Raw genomic sequence first — 16,881 nt, 5'->3', positions numbered from 1 at the left:
GTAAATGAGGTGCTAGAGAGTGTATTTGCGAATCCTGTTTTCATTTTCCTTATTGCTTGCACTGTTGGCAGGCTGTTCCAATGCGATGGGGCAAGGTAACATCCATAAAGTTGGTATGCTTGTCGAACATACAGTGCATGACCAGGTTTGGGGACAAAAAGGTTACATGGGATTATTAGATATTAAAGAAGAACTAAATGTTGATGTATATTTTAAGCAACACATCCAATCGAAACAATCCGCACAAAAAGCAGTTGAGGAATTTTCAAATGAAGGTGTGAATTTAATTTTTGGACATGGTAGTTCGTTTGGAAAGTACTTTGATCAATTTCAGTCACAATATCCAGAGATTCAATTTGTATATTTTAATGGAAACATTCATGGGGAAAATATTACGAGCTTAAATTTTAATGCACATGCTATGGGATTCTTTGGTGGGATGGTTGCAGCTGGAATGTCTAAAACCGATAATGTTGGTATTGTTGCAGCATATGAGTGGCAGCCGGAAATTGAAGGTTTTTACGAAGGGGCCTTGTATCAGAATCCAGATGCCGATGTACACATACAATATGTGAATGGCTGGGATAACAGTACACGTGCAAAGATGATGTTTAAGCAAATGAGGACAGAAGATGTGGATGTCTTTTATCCAGCTGGAGATGGTTTTAATGTACCTTTAATGAAATCCATAAAAGATAGTGATCTACAAGCAATAGGGTATGTTTCAGATCAGTCAAACTTTGGTGATGCTACCGTATTAACGAGTACAGTACAACATGTAGATAAACTGTATCTATTGGCTGCCAAACGGTTTAACAAAGGGGAATTGCCTGATGACGTACTCACATTTGATTTTCAAGATGATGCCATATCTCTAGGTGATTTTAGCTCAACTGTGCCCAAAGAATTTAAACAGAAAATAAAAAGTGCAGTGAAGGAATATAAAGAAACAGGTAAGCTTCCTAATCAATAATCAAGCCATAATATAATTAAATATATAGGGAACGCTATATCTTTTCGTAATAGGGTTAGGCTGTAACTTATACCTTGCTATCCAGACGCTATGCACTTTTCTTTATACAAAAATCCTGTCACAGAGTTGTGGCAGGATTTTCGCATGTTTATTCTTCGTTTGCAAAGGCTACTTATTGATAGTTTGGGAGCTTTCACATCATGTTGGCTCGGCCTTATTACTAAGACTTCCAATTCTTAAGGAATTTCGAAACCTCTTTTACATATGGGGAAAGTTGATTGTACGTTTCAATAATAATACCTGTAGTATCTCCAATATCAAACGATTCATTTTTTTCGCTTCCTTGGTCAGATTTGGATGAAGTTGGCCGTGGTCCAAACATAAAGTCATCAAAACTTCGAGTTCCTTCTTGATTTGAATCTTTTTTCTCTGCCAATGATTCCACCTCCTTCGTTTCATCATATGGACAATAGCTTGGTTGAGGGAGGGCTCATGTCTAATCATGACGATTGGTTCTACTTGAATCTACCTAGTAAATACCTTAAAATTAGTACCAAGTCATAAGAATTGATAATATATATTACCTTTAAGGGGATGAAGATATGAGAAATGCAGGTATTTTAGGTACAGGCCACTATGTACCAGAGCGTGTATTTACCAATTTTGATATGGAAAAGCTTGTGGAAACGAATGATGAATGGATTCGTACCCGTACAGGAATTGAAGAGAGAAGATTAGCTAATGATGATATGGACACATCAGATATGGCTTATGAAGCAGCTGTACGTGCTTTAGATAAATCAAATCTTAAGCCTGAGGATATTGATTTAATTCTAGTTGCGACAGTAACGCCGGATTCGCCGTTCCCTTCGGTAGGTAATCGAGTACAAGAAAAACTAGGAGCAACAAAGGCAGCATCTATGGACTTATCTGCTGCATGTGCTGGATTTATGTATGGTATGATTACAGCACAGCAGTTTATCCAAAATGGTGCATATGATCATGTCCTTGTTATTGGGGCAGAGAAGTTATCTAAGGTTACGGACTGGACAGACCGTAACACCTGTGTTTTATTTGGAGACGGAGCCGGTGCCACTGTGATGGGGCCTGTTAGTGAAGGAAAAGGAATCTTATCCTTTGAATTAGGTACAGATCCAACTGGTGCCAAGCATTTATATCAATGCAAGGAAGATAATTTCATTAAAATGAATGGTCGAGAAGTGTTTAAGTTTGCTGTTCGTCAAATGCCTGAATCGTCTATAAATGTACTTGAAAAAGCTGGCTTAACGAAGGAAGAAGTTGATTTTCTAGTACCTCACCAAGCAAACATTCGAATCATGGAAGCAGCTAGACAACGTCTTGAAATTCCAGAAGAAAAAATGGCGACTTCAGTGAAGCGATATGGCAATACTTCTTCATCTTCTATTCCAATCGCCTTATCAGAAAACGTAGAAAACGGTAAAATAAAAGATAATGATGTAGTAGTGCTAGTTGGTTTCGGTGGTGGACTCACTTGGGGCGCTGTAGCATTACGTTATGGAATCTAATTGAAGGAGGAAGCTTATATGGATGCAAGAAGAGTAGTGGTTACTGGCATGGGAGCAGTCTCGCCAGTTGGTAACGATGTAGAAACCATGTGGGACAACATAGTGAACGGGAATTCGGGAATTGGAGAAATTACCAAGGTTAATAAAGAAGAATTCTCTGCTCATGTATCTGGAGAATTAAAAGATTTTGATCCAGGTAACTATTTTGATAAAAAAGAAGCACGTAGAATGGATCCTTTCACACAATATGCACTAGCAGCCTCTCTGATGGCTGTGAAGCACGCAGGTCTAGAGATTAACGAAGAAAATGATACTCGTACAGGAGTGTGGATTGGTTCTGGTATTGGTGGAATGAACACCTACGAAGAACAATTTCGTAAATTTATGGACAAAGGTGCTCGTCGCGTGAGTCCATTCTTCGTACCAATGATGATTCCTGACATGGCTGCAGGGCAAGTTTCCATAGCGCTTGGTGCAAAAGGAATTAATTCCTGTACTGTTACAGCATGTGCATCTGGTGCTAACTCAATTGGAGACGCATATAAAGTAATTGAACGTGGCGATGCAGACATCATGATTGCTGGCGGTTCAGAAGCTCCACTAACGAATATGGCATTTGCCGGATTCTCTTCCATGAAGGCTCTTTCAACAGAAGAAGATCCAACAAAAGCAAGTCGACCATTTGATAAAGAACGTGGAGGCTTCGTTATGGGGGAAGGTGCAGGTATTCTAGTTCTGGAAACACTTGAGTCTGCCAAAAAACGCGGAGCAACCATTTACGCTGAAATTGTAGGCTATGGTTCAACGGGAGATGCGTATCATATTACAGCCCCTGCCCCAACAGGTGAAGGTGCAACACGTTCCATGAAACAGGCTATTGAAAATGCTGGCTTAAAGCCAGAAGAAATTGATTACATCAATGCCCATGGTACAGGAACAGCTTTAAATGATAAGTACGAAACAGAAGCGGTTAAAAATGTATTTGGTGAGTATGCTTATAAATTGTCTATCAGCTCAACGAAATCCATGACAGGTCACTTACTTGGAGCAGCAGGTGCTATTGAGTCAGTTATTTCAATCAAATCACTGCTCAACAACATTGTGCCACCTACAATTAATTATGAAAATCCAGACCCAGATTGCGACTTGGATATCGTACCAAACGAAGCAAAAGAACACGAAGTGACAACGGTCCTAAGTAACTCCTTAGGATTTGGTGGTCACAACGCAACGCTAATCTTTAAGAAATTTGCAGAATAAATTTATACTAAAGCGGCTCTATTCATTTGATTAGAGCCGTTTTTTTGTTGTCCAGGAGATTATAAAAATGTTAGCTTGTGCATAACTAATTAAGTTATAGAGGCCACGCCCAGGCCTAGCAAACTTCCTGCACCTCCTTACGATAAGTCAACATCGAATCGCTACCACTCTTGATGTTTTCTTTATCTCTAAACGATTCATAGGGAGTTCGATTAAAAACGCTGCGTCACGCAGCAACATCGAACCAACCCACGTCCTGTGGGCAGCAGTTTGTACGTCGCTAACCGCGCGCCCTGAGCTTTTGTTCGTTAATGCGTAATTGAAGGTGTATTCGTGATTATTAATCAATAAATAATGGGGAAAGAGGAGCTGGAATTAGCAAAACGTAGCTGAACCTCGCACTAGACTCACACGCATATCCAGGGAAAACTCACGCCTAACGAAAGAGAACCCAAGCATATGGAAGAAGAATCCACGCATATCGAGAGGAACCTCACGCATATCAATTTCAAAAGCGAGCAAAAAAGGAGTCACATCCAGTTAGAATGCGAATGAGCCAAGTTCGTTACAAATAAAAATCCCACACCACTAAACAAGTGGTGCGGGATTGTATGACTACGATTCCTTTTTATTCGATTCAGTAAGCGAGTCTTGACTTGCTTGTGCTTTATCCTGTTCTGACTCTGTACTTAAAAAGTTTTGTATAGCTTGACGGTTTTGTTGTTCGTTATGAGATAGCACCAAACCAATGTTTGCTATTCGTTTGTTCTCATAGGAACCATCAACAGGGATGCGTTTTGTTTGAATGTTTTCCGCTGGGTTCATTAAGAACATGCGGCCATAGTTCATTAATTGTGCGTTGCTCATATCTGTTGCAATGTAAGAACTGAGTAAGCCTGCTGTTTTGGGTAGCTTCGGAATACTACTGAAAGACACCATTTCTTCCTTCAATCGAGACATGACTTGTTGTTGACGTCGAACCCGTCCAAAGTCACTTTCGATATCATTACGGTATCGAGCGTAGTCTAACAATTGAGATCCATTTAGTTTTTGTTCTCCAGGATATAAATTAATATTTACATCACCAGCATTATCGGTATATTGCATTCTTTTTTCTACATCAATTTCAATCCCATTCGGGGAGACTGTGTTTATGATATCTTTAAACCCTTCAAAATTCACAACAGCATAATGATCAATAGGGACACCAAAATTCTTTTCTATGGTTTCAGAAAGTAACGCAACGTCCCCCATAGCATAAGAGGCGTTGATTTTATTGTAGCCTCTTCCAGGAATCTGAACATAAGTATCTCTCATAATAGATACAAGTTTAGCAGTACCTTTTTCCGTGTTGTACTGACCAATCATGATTGTATCTGTACGAGAAACTTCCTGATCTCTCTGGTCACTTCCAACTAATAGAATGTTTACCTTATTATCTTCAGGCTTTTCAACTTCAAGATCTCTATTTTCAAAATCTTCTTTTGTTTCTTCATTTTCCTCGGAATTTCCAGTACCACCATTGTCTGCACCTAAGTTTTGTCCTGCTACAAATTGAAATGAAGAGTATCCAATCACACCCAAGAACAGTACAATCACGATGGAAAAGAGAAGCTTTCGTTTACGTTTTCTCTTACGTTGTCTACGTATCATGCGGCTTCTGGCCATCCATGTACCTCCTCTCTCAAAAAAACCACTTATTTAATAATTTACTCTTTCTATTGTTTCAAGTAAAGAGGGTTTTTGCTTCTAAATAAAAATTCGATACTGTGAATTGGAATGAGGGGGTAGCCTTGTACATATATATATAGTAGCAAAATGGACGAGCTTGGGAAGGGGATGAGCAGGTGTTGGCCATTGTTTTATTTTTAATTGGATTCGGCTTAGCCGTTTCGGGTGGAGTCACAATGATCGTCTATCTGAATTTTTTACCGGCAGGATTTCAATGGATGGACTACCTATTGTTTATCCAAACACGCCCAGAATGCTATCTCCTTCCGATTGGCGTCCTTATTATATTAGTATCTACATTTCTGTTTCCGAATGATTCCTGTTAAAAGTTGGCTGAATTCGTATAAAAATTCCTTTGATGGTCATACTGATTTCTACAGAAGAAAACGTTTGGAAAAGTGAGGGGTAAGAATGCTGTATTTACATGATGTATGGGTGAATTGGTTTGAAGGAGAAGAAAATGGATATAACGTTTGTTCGTTTCATGAATGGCGTAAAGAGGATGGCATTGAACTTCTAGACCAGGTACCACTGATGTATGTAAAAGCATCGCTCTACCATTACATTGAAAATGACCTCCAAGACCTACCACAATCTTTGTTAGATGCGGTGTACAAACGAGCTTATTTACGTAAGAATCAAGAACGAATTTCCCTTGAATATGCTTTTGTTGTTACGGATGGCACCTCCGTGCTAGCTGTGGACACGATGGGGTACAATTTACCAGTACGAAAAAGTAGATTGATCCCAAGGCAAGAGCGATTGGTGTACGATATGATTGACCAACATAAGCCAGAATCGTACAACTTTCGTGAAGGGGAAGAAGAGAAGGAATATCACATATTGTCTCCACACCCAATTACCATGATTGGGCTCACACGTAAAGAACGACAACTCAAGCAACTTCTAATGATGACATTAGATCAGTTGCAAACAACCCAGAATTTATCAGAAGTTCGCTATTGGTTAACAGAATGGGATCCAAGTCACTATGCAACCATTCACCAATATAGCTTTGATCAAGCATGGCAAATGCTATATAACGGTGTCTCCGAGGGATGGTCCAGGGCACATGAAGAACTATGTCGCAACCTTGTGAAAGGCCAACCATTTTTCGAGAAACTGTGGGAGTTAGAATACAACCAGCAAGTAAACAAAGGGGTCTGACCATCAGTGTAAATCATGCACTGGGGTCAGACCCCTTTGTTGTTGTCTAGAAAATTATAAAAATGTTGGCTTGTGTATAACTAAGTAAGTTATAGAAGCCACGTCCAGCTCCAGCGTCCAGCGACTAGGAAACTTCCTGCTCCTTCTTGCGAAAAGTCAACATCGAACGCTTGCGCTCTCCTTGTTTCCTTTATCTCAAAACGATTCATAGAGAGTTCGATTTAAAACGCTGCGTCACGCAGCAACATCGAACCAATCCACGTCCTGTGGGCAGCAGTTTGTACGTTGCTAAGCGGGCGCTTGCGCTATGTTCTTACTTTTTCTTTTTCACTCGGCCTAAGCCCATTGCTTTTTTGGCTTTACGTAGTGTTCTCATCGCGTCGGCATTAGCTTTCTCAGCGCCATGATCTAGAATATCGTCCAACTCTTCTGAGTCGATAAGTTCATAATAGCGTTCTTGAATTGGGCGCATAGCCTCTATGACAACATTGGCTACATCTTGTTTGAATTCTCCATAGCCTTTTCCTTCATATTTCGTTTCAAGACTCTCGATGCTCTCATTAGCAAAGCTAGAATAGATGGTAAGAAGGTTAGATATACCTGGCTTATTCTCCGCATCGAATTTTACAATACCTTCAGAATCTGTAACAGCACTTTTAATTTTTTTCTCCATTTGTTTTTCATTATCTAACATGGAGATAAAACCTTTTTGATTCTCGTCAGACTTACTCATCTTTTTCGTTGGTTCTTGTAGGGACATAATTCTGGCTCCCACTTGAGAGATGCTAATCTCTGGTACAGTAAAAATGTCATTGTATTTATTATTGAAGCGTTGAGCTAGATTTCTTGTTAATTCTAAGTGTTGCTTTTGATCGTCTCCAACAGGAACAACGTCTGTATTATATAGTAGAATATCGGATGCCATTAGCGGTGGGTAAGTGAGTAGACCGGCAGAGACACCTTCTCTACCAGCTTTACTGGACTTATCTTTAAATTGAGTCATACGTTCCAATTCACCAATGTATGCCACGCATTGTAACATCCATCCTAGCTGTGTATGCGCAGGTACTTCTGATTGTATAAATAGAGTAGATTTATTGGGGTCAATACCTGAAGCAATATACAATGCAGCTAAGGAACGGATGTTTTTACGTAATTCTAACCGATCCTGGGGAACGGTAATAGCATGTTCATCCACTATACAAAAATACGTATTGTTCTCTTCTTGAAGCTCAGGGAAATGCTTCATTGCCCCTAAGTAATTTCCTATGGTCAACGTCCCACTCGGTTGAATTCCTGAAAAAATGTTCTTCATTTTCATCTCACCTCTGTTAGATATTCTGTTAAATAAAAAAAGGTCCATTCGTCTACATATATAATGTAGGGACGAATGAACCGTGGTGCCACCCTAGTTATCTCAATAATAGATACATGAGATCACTTCACCCAATATCGCCTGGGGCGCGATGTTTCGTACTACTGTTCAGAAACATTGCTCGAAAGTCCACTTCCATCTCAACATGCCATCTGTTCGCACCTACCACAGACTCTCTTCAGGCAGAGGAGGGATGTACTCTCTTTCTCATCGCTTCGTTTATCGTATTGTTGTTAAATTATATGCAATAATAAATAGATTTGCAAGCTACTTAAAGAGCCTGATAAAAATAGGTTAATAAGCCGAGCATGCCAACGGTTAATGCAACACCTTGAAAGATAAACATCTTCAATACTGAAGGCCTCACCATTTGGGAAGGAAGAGGTTTCTGTTCCCAATCGTCCAAGTAATCCCTGTCCTTGGACATGCGATTATTAAATCTCCGAAAACTATACGTAATAGCATCCAGGAACTTTCCTTTAATGACAATCATCAACAACGAGATCATGACATAAAAGTAAGATACATAAAATAGGGAGTTAATATAATGGAACAAATCATACATTGGAGCCCATATAAAGAAGAAACCAAAACTAAGGGCGACATTTAATCCTAAAAACCACCACTTATTCAAGAATAGTGCCAAGTTATTTACACCCTTTCACTATATTCTAAAACATATTATAGCACGAAATTACAAAATAACCACATTGTAAAGAATGTAAAAATGACGGAAAATTTAGTAAGTAATAAAGGTTGTATGCTTTATGCATTTAAAGGGGAATAGTAGTAGATCTGCTCATATTAATTAAAAATTCGATTGTATATTTAATACAAACACATGCAATAATAGGTATTTATACCTACGTTGTGGATTTATTTATATAGTTATAAAAGCCTATTTTATGTCATACAAACGTAATTTTTAAAGGATTTCTTAAAATTTATGCAAAAAAGTTAATGCAAAATTGTCCGAAAAATTGTATAATTTGTTTTGTAGATAAAATATCTGCTGAAAAATTTAGTAATTCTTACTTTAAGGGGAGGTCAATTTTTACATGAGAAGCACAAAATGGTCATTACTACTTGTGTTAGGACTAGTTCTTACAATGTTCCTAGCAGCATGTTCCGGAGGCGGATCTGAAGATGATGGATCTGGTGAAGGTGACGGAGAAAACACAGAAGACAATAGCGGCACTGACGGTGGCGAAGGCGATTCTGACAAAGAAGCTTCAGGTGGAGATAACGAGACATTACGTCTAATTGAAGGCTCTGAGATTCCATCTATGGATGCAAGTAAAGTACAAACTTCAACTGGTATCCAATTCGTTACAGCTGTACAAGAAGGGCTTTATCGTTTAGCACCAGGTGGAGACATCGTTGATGGTGTAGCGAAGAAGTCAGAAACAGAAGTTAGTGAAGACGGACTTACATGGACATTCCATTTACGCGATAACGCAACATGGGCTAATGGAGACAATGTAACTGCAGGCGACTTTGTGTATGCTTGGCAACGTGCTATTAACCCAGATACAGGTTCTGTTTACGGACCATACTTAATGAAAGGTAACATTAAAAACGCTACTGCTATTGCAAACGGCGAAATGGAACCTTCTGAATTAGGTGTAGAAGCTAAAGATGAGCAGACGCTTGTTGTAAATCTAGAAACACCAGTACCATACTTTGACTCTTTTGCAGCATTCCCAACTTTCTACCCTCTTCATAAAGAGTTCGTAGAAGAGCAAGGCGAAAACTATGCGTTAGAAGCAGACACTATTCTTTCTAACGGTCCTTTCAAGATGGAAAGCTGGGACCACGGTTCAAGCTGGAAACTTGTTAAGAACGAAGACTATTGGGATGCATCAAATGTTGACCTTGAAGCGCTTGACGTTCGTGTTGTTAAAGAGCGTGCTACTCAGGTAAACTTATATCAAACAGGCAAAGTTGATAAAGCTGGTCTAGGCGGAGACTTTATCGATAAGTACAAAACAGATTCAGACTATAAAGAACTACAAGAAACAGTTCTTTTCTACCTGAAGTTTAACCAAGATTCTGCTACTCAAGGTGAGAAAATGCAGAACGAAAACTTCCGTAAAGCAATTGCACAAGGTTTCAACAAAGAAGACTATGTAAACGTAGTAGTTGGTAACAGCAGTATTCCTGCGAACTACTTTATTCCAACTGGCTTGGACAAGCATCCTGAGACAGATGAAGGCTTCCGTGACATTAACGGTGAAATGCTTAAATTCGACCTTGAGAAAGCTCAAGAGCATTGGAGTAAAGCGAAAGAAGAGCTTGGATTTGAAGAAGTTGAACTTTCCTTCCTATCTGGTGACACTGAAAGTGCAAAACTTACAAGTGAATTCTTTAAAAACCAGCTAGAGAAGAACCTACCTGGTTTAACAATCAAGCTTAAGCAGGTTCCATTTAAAGAGCGTGTTCGTATCGAGAACGCTTCTGAGTATGAACTAACATTCTCTGGTTGGGGTCCTGACTATGCAGACGCTATGACATTCCTTGACCTATGGGTAACTGGCGGACCTAACAACGACATGGGTTACTCTAATGAAGAGTATGATAAGCTAATCAATCAAGCACGTACTGATCTAGCTACTAAGCCAGTAGAGCGTTTTGAAGCAATGCTAGAAGCTGAAAAAGTACTTCTAGATGACGCTGCGATTGCTCCTGTATATCAACGTGTACGTTCTGTTCTACAAAAGCCTTACGTTAAGAACATGGATCAACTAAATCCATTCGGTAACGACTACAGCTACAAATTTGTAGAAATTGAGAAGTAAAATACAGAACCGTTACAAAACTTGTATATATGGTTAAATGAAGGAAGAGAGTATGTGTTAAGTTTTGCGCATACTCTCTTTTTCCCTGTAAAAGTACAAATAGTTTCAATAGGGTGAATTTTCAAATATTTTTCGACAAAATTTTACACATGCACTAAAGTCAAGTCTATGTGTATTGTCATGTGTATGCTAAAATGTTTCATAGGGGAAATTTTAATAGGAGGTGTTGATATGGCTAAATATATTCTTCAACGAATTATATATATGTTCATTACATTGTTTATAATTGCTACCGTTTCGTTTTTCTTAATGAAACTTCTTCCTGGTTCTCCTTTCGCAATGGAAGGCAAGTTAAGTGAAGAGCAATTAGAATTGATGAAAGCTCGTTATGGCTTAGATCAACCAATTCCCGTTCAGTATTTTAATTATATAACGAACGTTGCACAAGGAGACCTTGGTGTATCATTCCAGTTTGATAACAGAGAGGTTACAACGCTAATTTTGAAGAAATTAGGTCCATCTTTACAACTGGGAGCACTTGCGCTAGGTTTCGGGATGGTAATAGGTATGCTATTAGGTATAGCAGCTGCCATTAAACATAATACTTTTGTAGATTACGGTTCCACTTTCTTAGCTGTAATCGGTAAATCAATTCCAAGCTTTGTGTTTGCTGGAATGCTTCAGTATTACATTGCTGTAAAATTAGGTTGGCTACCAGCTGCATTTTGGGAAGGCCCAAGGTATATGATTCTTCCTACTATTGCATTGGCTATGTTCCCAATCGCAACAGCAGCACGTTTTATGCGTACGGAAATGTTAGAAGTGTTAGGTTCTGACTTTATCACAACTGCTAGAGCAAAAGGACTTAACAGTATATTAGTTACCTTTAAACACGGACTTCGTAACGCGGTAATTCCATTGATTACAGTAGTTGGCCCACTAGCTGTCGCGCTTATGACTGGTAATCTTGTAATTGAGAATATCTTTGCAATACCAGGATTAGGTGAACAGTTTGTAAAATCCATCACAACAAATGACTACCCAATGATTATGGGAACAACACTGTTCTTCTCTTTCTTGTTTATCTTTATTGTATTGGTAGTCGATATACTATATGGAATTATTGACCCCCGTATCCGACTAGCAGGAGGTAAAGATTAAGTATGGCAAATGAAGAGCATAAGTATAATAAAGATCGATTTGAACCCATAGAAATGTCAGAAGAAAAAGGGGAAGAACTTTCAAGACCCCAACTGAGTTACCTGCAAGATTCATGGATTCGATTAAAGAAGAACAAAGGGGCTATCATTGGCCTGTTAATACTACTATTTATTGGATTTATGGCTATTTTCGGCCCTTATATGAATGATTATACATTCAAAGAACAAGATTCTAACATTACGAACGTTCCGCCACGTGTACAAGGTTTAGAGAATATTTCATGGTTAGGACTTGATGGCAAGGAAACCGAAATCTTAGAAGGTGAATCCGTAGAAGCCTTAAAAGAGAAAGCGCTTTATGTTTTTGAAACAGAACCTGAGTTTTTAGAAACCAATGTAATAAAAGAAGCTTCTGGAGATGAAATGGCAGAAGTTGAATTTACGAATGATATTTATGCCGCAAGAGGTATTCAAGATGAATATTATTGGTTTGGTACGGATCAGTTAGGTCGTGACCTTTGGACGCGTACTTGGTCTGGTACTCGAATCTCTTTATATATTGCTATTCTAGCAGCGCTCATTGATATGGTTATTGGTGTTGTCTATGGAGGTGTTTCCGCGTATTACGGTGGACGTGTAGATAACTACATGCAGCGTATTGTGGAGATATTAGTAGGAATACCAAACTTAGTAGTCGTAATTCTCATGATTCTTGTACTTGAACCCGGAATATTGTCGATTACCATAGCCTTAACCATAACAGGTTGGATAGGAATGGCCAGGGTAATACGAGGGAATGTTCTTAAACTTAAAAACCAAGAATTTGTACTAGCATCACGGACTCTAGGTTCTAGTGATTCACGAATTTTAATGAAACATTTAGTACCTAACGTAACTGGGTTAATCATTATTAATACAATGTTTACAATTCCTGGAGCTATTTTCTTCGAAGCTTTCCTAAGCTTTATTGGACTAGGTTTACAACCACCTTTAGCTTCCCTTGGTACATTAATTGATGATGCATTTAAATCATTCCAAATTTATCCGTATATGCTTGTATTCCCTTCGGTGATTATCTCATTAATAATGGTTGCATTTAACGTTCTGGCTGATGGCCTACGAGATGCACTCGATCCGAAGATGAGGGAATAGAAAGGTAGGTGTGCTTTTAATGGAAAAAATACTAGATGTAAAAGATTTAAAAGTTTCGTTCGATACCCACGGAGGGGAAGTAGAAGCAGTTCGTGGTGTAAACTTCCATTTAAATAAAGGTGAAACATTAGCGATCGTAGGAGAGTCTGGTTCTGGTAAATCCGTTACGACAAAAGCATTAATGGGTTTAATTCCATCACCTCCTGGCAAGATCAAGAATGGTGAGATTTTATTTGAAGGTAAAGATTTAACTAAGTTATCTGATAGAGCAATGTCGAAGGTTCGTGGTAAAGATATCTCTATGATTTTCCAGGATCCGATGACATCCCTAAATCCAACGATGAAAATCGGTAATCAAATTATGGAAGGCTTAATAAAGCACCAGAAAATGAACCGTAGCAAGGCAAAAAGCCGAGCTATTGAACTATTAGAGATGGTTGGTATTCCAGATGCAAAAGGTCGTATCAATCAATACCCTCACCAATTCTCTGGTGGTATGAGACAACGTGTTGTTATTGCAATAGCACTAGCATGTAATCCTAAAATTCTACTTGCCGATGAGCCAACTACAGCACTTGACGTTACAATCCAGGCACAAATTCTAGAATTAATGAAAGATTTACAAAAGAAAACAGAGACGTCCATTGTATTTATTACGCACGACCTAGGTGTAGTAGCAAACGTAGCTGATCGCGTAGCTGTAATGTATGCTGGGAAAATTGTAGAGGTAGGAACAGTTGATGATATTTTCTACAATCCACAACACCCATATACATGGGGATTACTAGGATCTATGCCAACACTTGATGACGAAGAAAGTGAATTAGCGGCGATTCAAGGTACACCTCCCGACTTGTTGAATCCTCCAAAAGGAGATGCGTTTGCGGCTCGTAACCAATATGCGTTAAAAATCGACACAGAAGAGGAGCCTCCAATGTTCAAAGTGTCTGATTCGCATTATGCCGCTACCTGGTTGCTTCATGAGAATGCACCTGAAATTGAATTACCTGAGGCTGTTAAAAAACGTACTCAAGGTTTTGCAAAGATGGGCGCTTCGAATGATGATGGGAAAGGTGATACGAAATGAGTCAATCACAAGAAAAATTACTTGAAATAAAAGGCCTTAAACAACATTTTCACTCGGGAAGAAATAATGTAGTTAAAGCAGTAGATGGTTTAACATTTGATATTTATAAAGGCGAAACATTTGGACTAGTTGGTGAGTCTGGTTGTGGTAAATCTACTACTGGCCGTACTATTATTCGCCTATACGATGCTACTGATGGTGAAGTTCTTTTTGATGGAGAAAATGTTCATGGAAAGAAAAATAAATCAGAGATGAAGAAATTCAATCGTAAAATGCAGATGATTTTCCAAGACCCTTATGCATCCCTTAACCCACGTATGAAGGTAATGGATACTATTGCAGAAGGACTAGATATCCATGGCTTGGTGAAAGATCAAAAGGAACGCCAGAAAAAAGTTGAGGATCTGTTAGAAACTGTTGGCTTAAACAAAGAGCACGCGAACCGTTACCCTCACGAATTTAGTGGTGGACAGCGTCAGCGTATTGGTATTGCTCGCGCATTAGCAGTGGATCCTGACTTTATTATCGCTGACGAGCCTATTTCTGCATTGGACGTTTCTATTCAAGCACAGGTCGTCAACCTAATGAGAAAACTACAACGCGAACAAGGCCTTACGTATCTATTTATTGCCCATGATCTATCCATGGTGAAATACATCAGTGATCGAATTGGTGTTATGTACTTTGGTAAGCTTGTAGAGTTAGCGGATAGTGATGAGTTATATAAGAATCCATTGCACCCTTACACCCAGTCTTTACTCTCAGCGATTCCGTTACCAGACCCAGATTATGAACGAAATCGCCAACGCAAAAACTATGACCCTACACAACATGATACAAGCGAAGAGCCAGAGTTTCGTGAAATTAAACCAGGGCACTCGATTCTGTGTACAACGAAAGAACTTGAACAATACAAAAAGCAATTAAAATAATAGTGATTAAACCTCATCATATTGGTGGTGAGGTTTTTATTTTACTTTCGATTGTAAAATTATAACAAATACTCATGAGGGTAATAGAGAAATGATTTGACATAAGACAAACATATGAAAAATATAAATAATTAGGAAAAATATATAAATTGTTTCCCAAAACTTCCTCATTCTCTTTTATAATAGAATTATATTCTTTAATTAGGAGTCGATGTGATATGGAGAAAATGCAACCCAAGACAATAGTCCTCATAGGAATTCTCCTTCTAGGTTTGAGTTTCCCACTACATAATGAAATCTCTGCTGAAGACGAATCAGGTATCCAAACAGTTTCGTTTCACACGGAAAATCAAATGACATTACAGAAGCGTGAGTTACCTGACCCTGTTCCAAGATTTGTATATGATACTGGACTTAATTTTGAATACCCTGATGCAGTAAGAGGTATTTATGTGACAGGTCCAAGTGCCGGGGGAAGTCGTTTTGAAAAGTTGACGAAACTATTAAACGATACAGACTTAAATAGTATGGTTATTGATATTAAAGAAGATGCTGGTATATTGACTTATAAACCTGAAGAAGGGTCGCCTTATCATGAGGTAGGTCGTAATTACATTAAAGATCCTAGGAAATTGCTAGAAACATTAGAGGAAAAAGAAATTTACCCTATAGCTCGAATCGTTGTATTTAAGGACAGCGAATTAGCCAAAAAACGACCAGAATTGTCCTTTAAGAAGAATGGTAAGGTATGGACAAATGGTAAAGGTGAATCGTTCGTAAATCCATTTATGAAAGAAGTTTGGGATTACAATGTAGAAGTAGCCAAAAAAGCAGCAGAAATGGGCTTTCAGGAAATTCAATTTGACTATGTTCGTTTCCCAGAAGGATTTGAGAAACGTGATGATATCCTTACTTATAGTGAAGGGGACTACAAAGATTTTGAAGGTGACAACGTTCAAAAACGAGTAACTGCCGTAACTGATTTTGTAAAGTATGCAAGGGAAGAATTAGAATATTATGATGTGGATGTCTCTGTAGATATTTTTGGTTACTCTGCTACCATTGCTGAAGCACCTGGTATTGGACAGAATTTTACTAAAATATCAGAACAAGTTGATGTTATTTCATCTATGATTTATCCTTCTCATTGGACATCATACTTTGATATTCCATTCCCTGATAAGGAACCTTATAAACTAGTTTCTGAATATGCTAAAGTTGAAAACGAGAGATTGGGAGAACTAGAAGATCCGCCTACTTCTAGACCTTGGATACAAGACTTCGATGCTCCTTGGCTCTACCATGGAGAACCAACAAAGCACTATGATAAAGAAGAGGTCGAGGCCCAGATTAGAGCGCTAAACGAACATGGAATAAATGAATTCCTATTATGGAATCCTGGAAATTCCTACTCGGAAAATGTAGATTACACTCCATAACAAAAGAACATCCTGGCCTATATTGGCCAGGATGTTTTTTGTTATAAGTGAAGGAACTATAATTTTTGGAGCTTACATGTTTAGCAATTGTGTGCTTTTCACGCCCTCTGTAAGAAAAGGAAACATCTGATCGCTACCGCTCACCGTGTTTCTTTTATCTCATAGAGATATGGAGGAGGTTCTGGAATGATGGGGCGCTGCATCGTGCAGGAATATCGAAGCAAACCACTTCGTATGGCAGCAGTTTTGTACGTCGCTAA

General features: G+C 38.7%; 15 protein-coding genes and 1 other annotated feature. Of the genes, 11 read left to right on the top strand and 4 right to left on the bottom strand.

All coding sequences use genetic code 11. From position 1 onward, the window contains the following. Window positions 1-19 precede the first annotated feature (19 nt). A complete protein-coding gene (locus tag GLW08_RS05620; protein ID WP_337193899.1) occupies window positions 20-973 on the top strand; it encodes a BMP family ABC transporter substrate-binding protein in 954 nt (317 codons plus the stop codon). 220 nt (window positions 974-1,193) lie between these two features. Here the strand turns inward: GLW08_RS05620 and GLW08_RS05615 are convergent, their stop codons facing one another. Then, a complete protein-coding gene (locus GLW08_RS05615; protein WP_160847548.1) occupies window positions 1,194-1,409 on the bottom strand; it encodes a hypothetical protein in 216 nt (71 codons plus the stop codon). 166 nt (window positions 1,410-1,575) lie between these two features. On the opposite strand from GLW08_RS05615, the gene GLW08_RS05610 reads away from it, so the two are divergent. Both GLW08_RS05610 and fabF read left to right on the top strand, forming a co-directional pair. Then, a complete protein-coding gene (locus GLW08_RS05610; RefSeq protein ID WP_160847547.1) occupies window positions 1,576-2,520 on the top strand; it encodes a beta-ketoacyl-ACP synthase III in 945 nt (314 codons plus the stop codon). 18 nt (window positions 2,521-2,538) lie between these two features. Next, window positions 2,539-3,780 (top strand): beta-ketoacyl-ACP synthase II, encoded by a 1,242-nt coding sequence (gene fabF / locus GLW08_RS05605; protein ID WP_160847546.1) that lies wholly within the window; start codon window positions 2,539-2,541, stop codon window positions 3,778-3,780. Window positions 3,781-4,395: 615 nt separating this feature from the next. Here fabF and GLW08_RS05600 read toward each other — a convergent pair. After that, complete coding sequence (locus GLW08_RS05600; protein WP_160847545.1) at window positions 4,396-5,448, bottom strand: LCP family protein; 1,053 nt, start codon at window positions 5,446-5,448, stop codon at window positions 4,396-4,398. A 179-nt stretch (window positions 5,449-5,627) separates the two neighbouring features. On the opposite strand from GLW08_RS05600, the gene GLW08_RS05595 reads away from it, so the two are divergent. After that, a complete protein-coding gene (locus GLW08_RS05595) occupies window positions 5,628-5,837 on the top strand; it encodes a hypothetical protein (RefSeq protein ID WP_160847544.1) in 210 nt (69 codons plus the stop codon). Window positions 5,838-5,922: 85 nt separating this feature from the next. Then, the gene (locus tag GLW08_RS05590; protein ID WP_160847543.1) at window positions 5,923-6,678 is read left to right on the top strand and encodes a YjbA family protein; all 756 of its coding nucleotides are present in this window, start codon (window positions 5,923-5,925) and stop codon (window positions 6,676-6,678) included. Window positions 6,679-6,991: 313 nt separating this feature from the next. Here the strand turns inward: GLW08_RS05590 and trpS are convergent, their stop codons facing one another. Both trpS and GLW08_RS05580 read right to left on the bottom strand, forming a co-directional pair. Then, window positions 6,992-7,993 carry a tryptophan--tRNA ligase gene (gene trpS / locus GLW08_RS05585; RefSeq protein ID WP_160847542.1) on the bottom strand — a complete coding sequence of 334 codons (1,002 nt, stop codon included), beginning with the start codon at window positions 7,991-7,993 and terminating at the stop codon, window positions 6,992-6,994. Between the two features lie 64 nt (window positions 7,994-8,057). After that, window positions 8,058-8,273: a binding site (T-box leader), on the bottom strand. A 51-nt stretch (window positions 8,274-8,324) separates the two neighbouring features. Continuing rightward, window positions 8,325-8,699 (bottom strand): DUF3899 domain-containing protein, encoded by a 375-nt coding sequence (locus GLW08_RS05580; protein WP_237458314.1) that lies wholly within the window; start codon window positions 8,697-8,699, stop codon window positions 8,325-8,327. A gap of 412 nt (window positions 8,700-9,111) precedes the next feature. Between GLW08_RS05580 and GLW08_RS05575 the strand changes: the two genes are divergently transcribed. The 6 genes from GLW08_RS05575 (at window position 9,112) to GLW08_RS05550 (ending at window position 16,621) form a co-directional block, all read left to right on the top strand. Further along, entirely contained in the window at window positions 9,112-10,851 is a 1,740-nt protein-coding gene (locus GLW08_RS05575; protein ID WP_160847541.1) for a peptide ABC transporter substrate-binding protein, read from the top strand. Between the two features lie 231 nt (window positions 10,852-11,082). Next, the gene (opp3b, locus tag GLW08_RS05570; RefSeq protein ID WP_160847540.1) at window positions 11,083-12,012 is read left to right on the top strand and encodes an oligopeptide ABC transporter permease; all 930 of its coding nucleotides are present in this window, start codon (window positions 11,083-11,085) and stop codon (window positions 12,010-12,012) included. A gap of 2 nt (window positions 12,013-12,014) precedes the next feature. Further along, window positions 12,015-13,163: an oligopeptide ABC transporter permease gene (gene opp3C / locus GLW08_RS05565; protein WP_160847539.1), complete on the top strand. Its 1,149-nt coding sequence runs from the start codon at window positions 12,015-12,017 to the stop codon at window positions 13,161-13,163. A gap of 19 nt (window positions 13,164-13,182) precedes the next feature. Then, complete coding sequence (locus tag GLW08_RS05560) at window positions 13,183-14,250, top strand: ABC transporter ATP-binding protein (RefSeq protein ID WP_160847538.1); 1,068 nt, start codon at window positions 13,183-13,185, stop codon at window positions 14,248-14,250. Then, on the top strand, window positions 14,247-15,182 hold the full coding sequence (locus GLW08_RS05555) for an ABC transporter ATP-binding protein (RefSeq protein ID WP_160847537.1): 936 nt from the start codon (window positions 14,247-14,249) through the stop codon (window positions 15,180-15,182). The genes GLW08_RS05560 and GLW08_RS05555 overlap by 4 nt, the downstream gene beginning before the upstream one ends. Before the next feature lie 218 nt (window positions 15,183-15,400). Further along, window positions 15,401-16,621 carry a putative glycoside hydrolase gene (locus GLW08_RS05550; protein WP_237458313.1) on the top strand — a complete coding sequence of 407 codons (1,221 nt, stop codon included), beginning with the start codon at window positions 15,401-15,403 and terminating at the stop codon, window positions 16,619-16,621. Window positions 16,622-16,881 lie beyond the last annotated feature (260 nt).

It is taken from the genome of Pontibacillus yanchengensis (assembly GCF_009856295.1).
Classification (GTDB): Bacteria; Bacillota; Bacilli; order Bacillales; family BH030062; genus Pontibacillus; species Pontibacillus yanchengensis_A.
The sequence above is the reverse complement of the archived record's forward strand: the minus strand, read 5'-3'. Positions and strand labels throughout refer to the sequence as shown.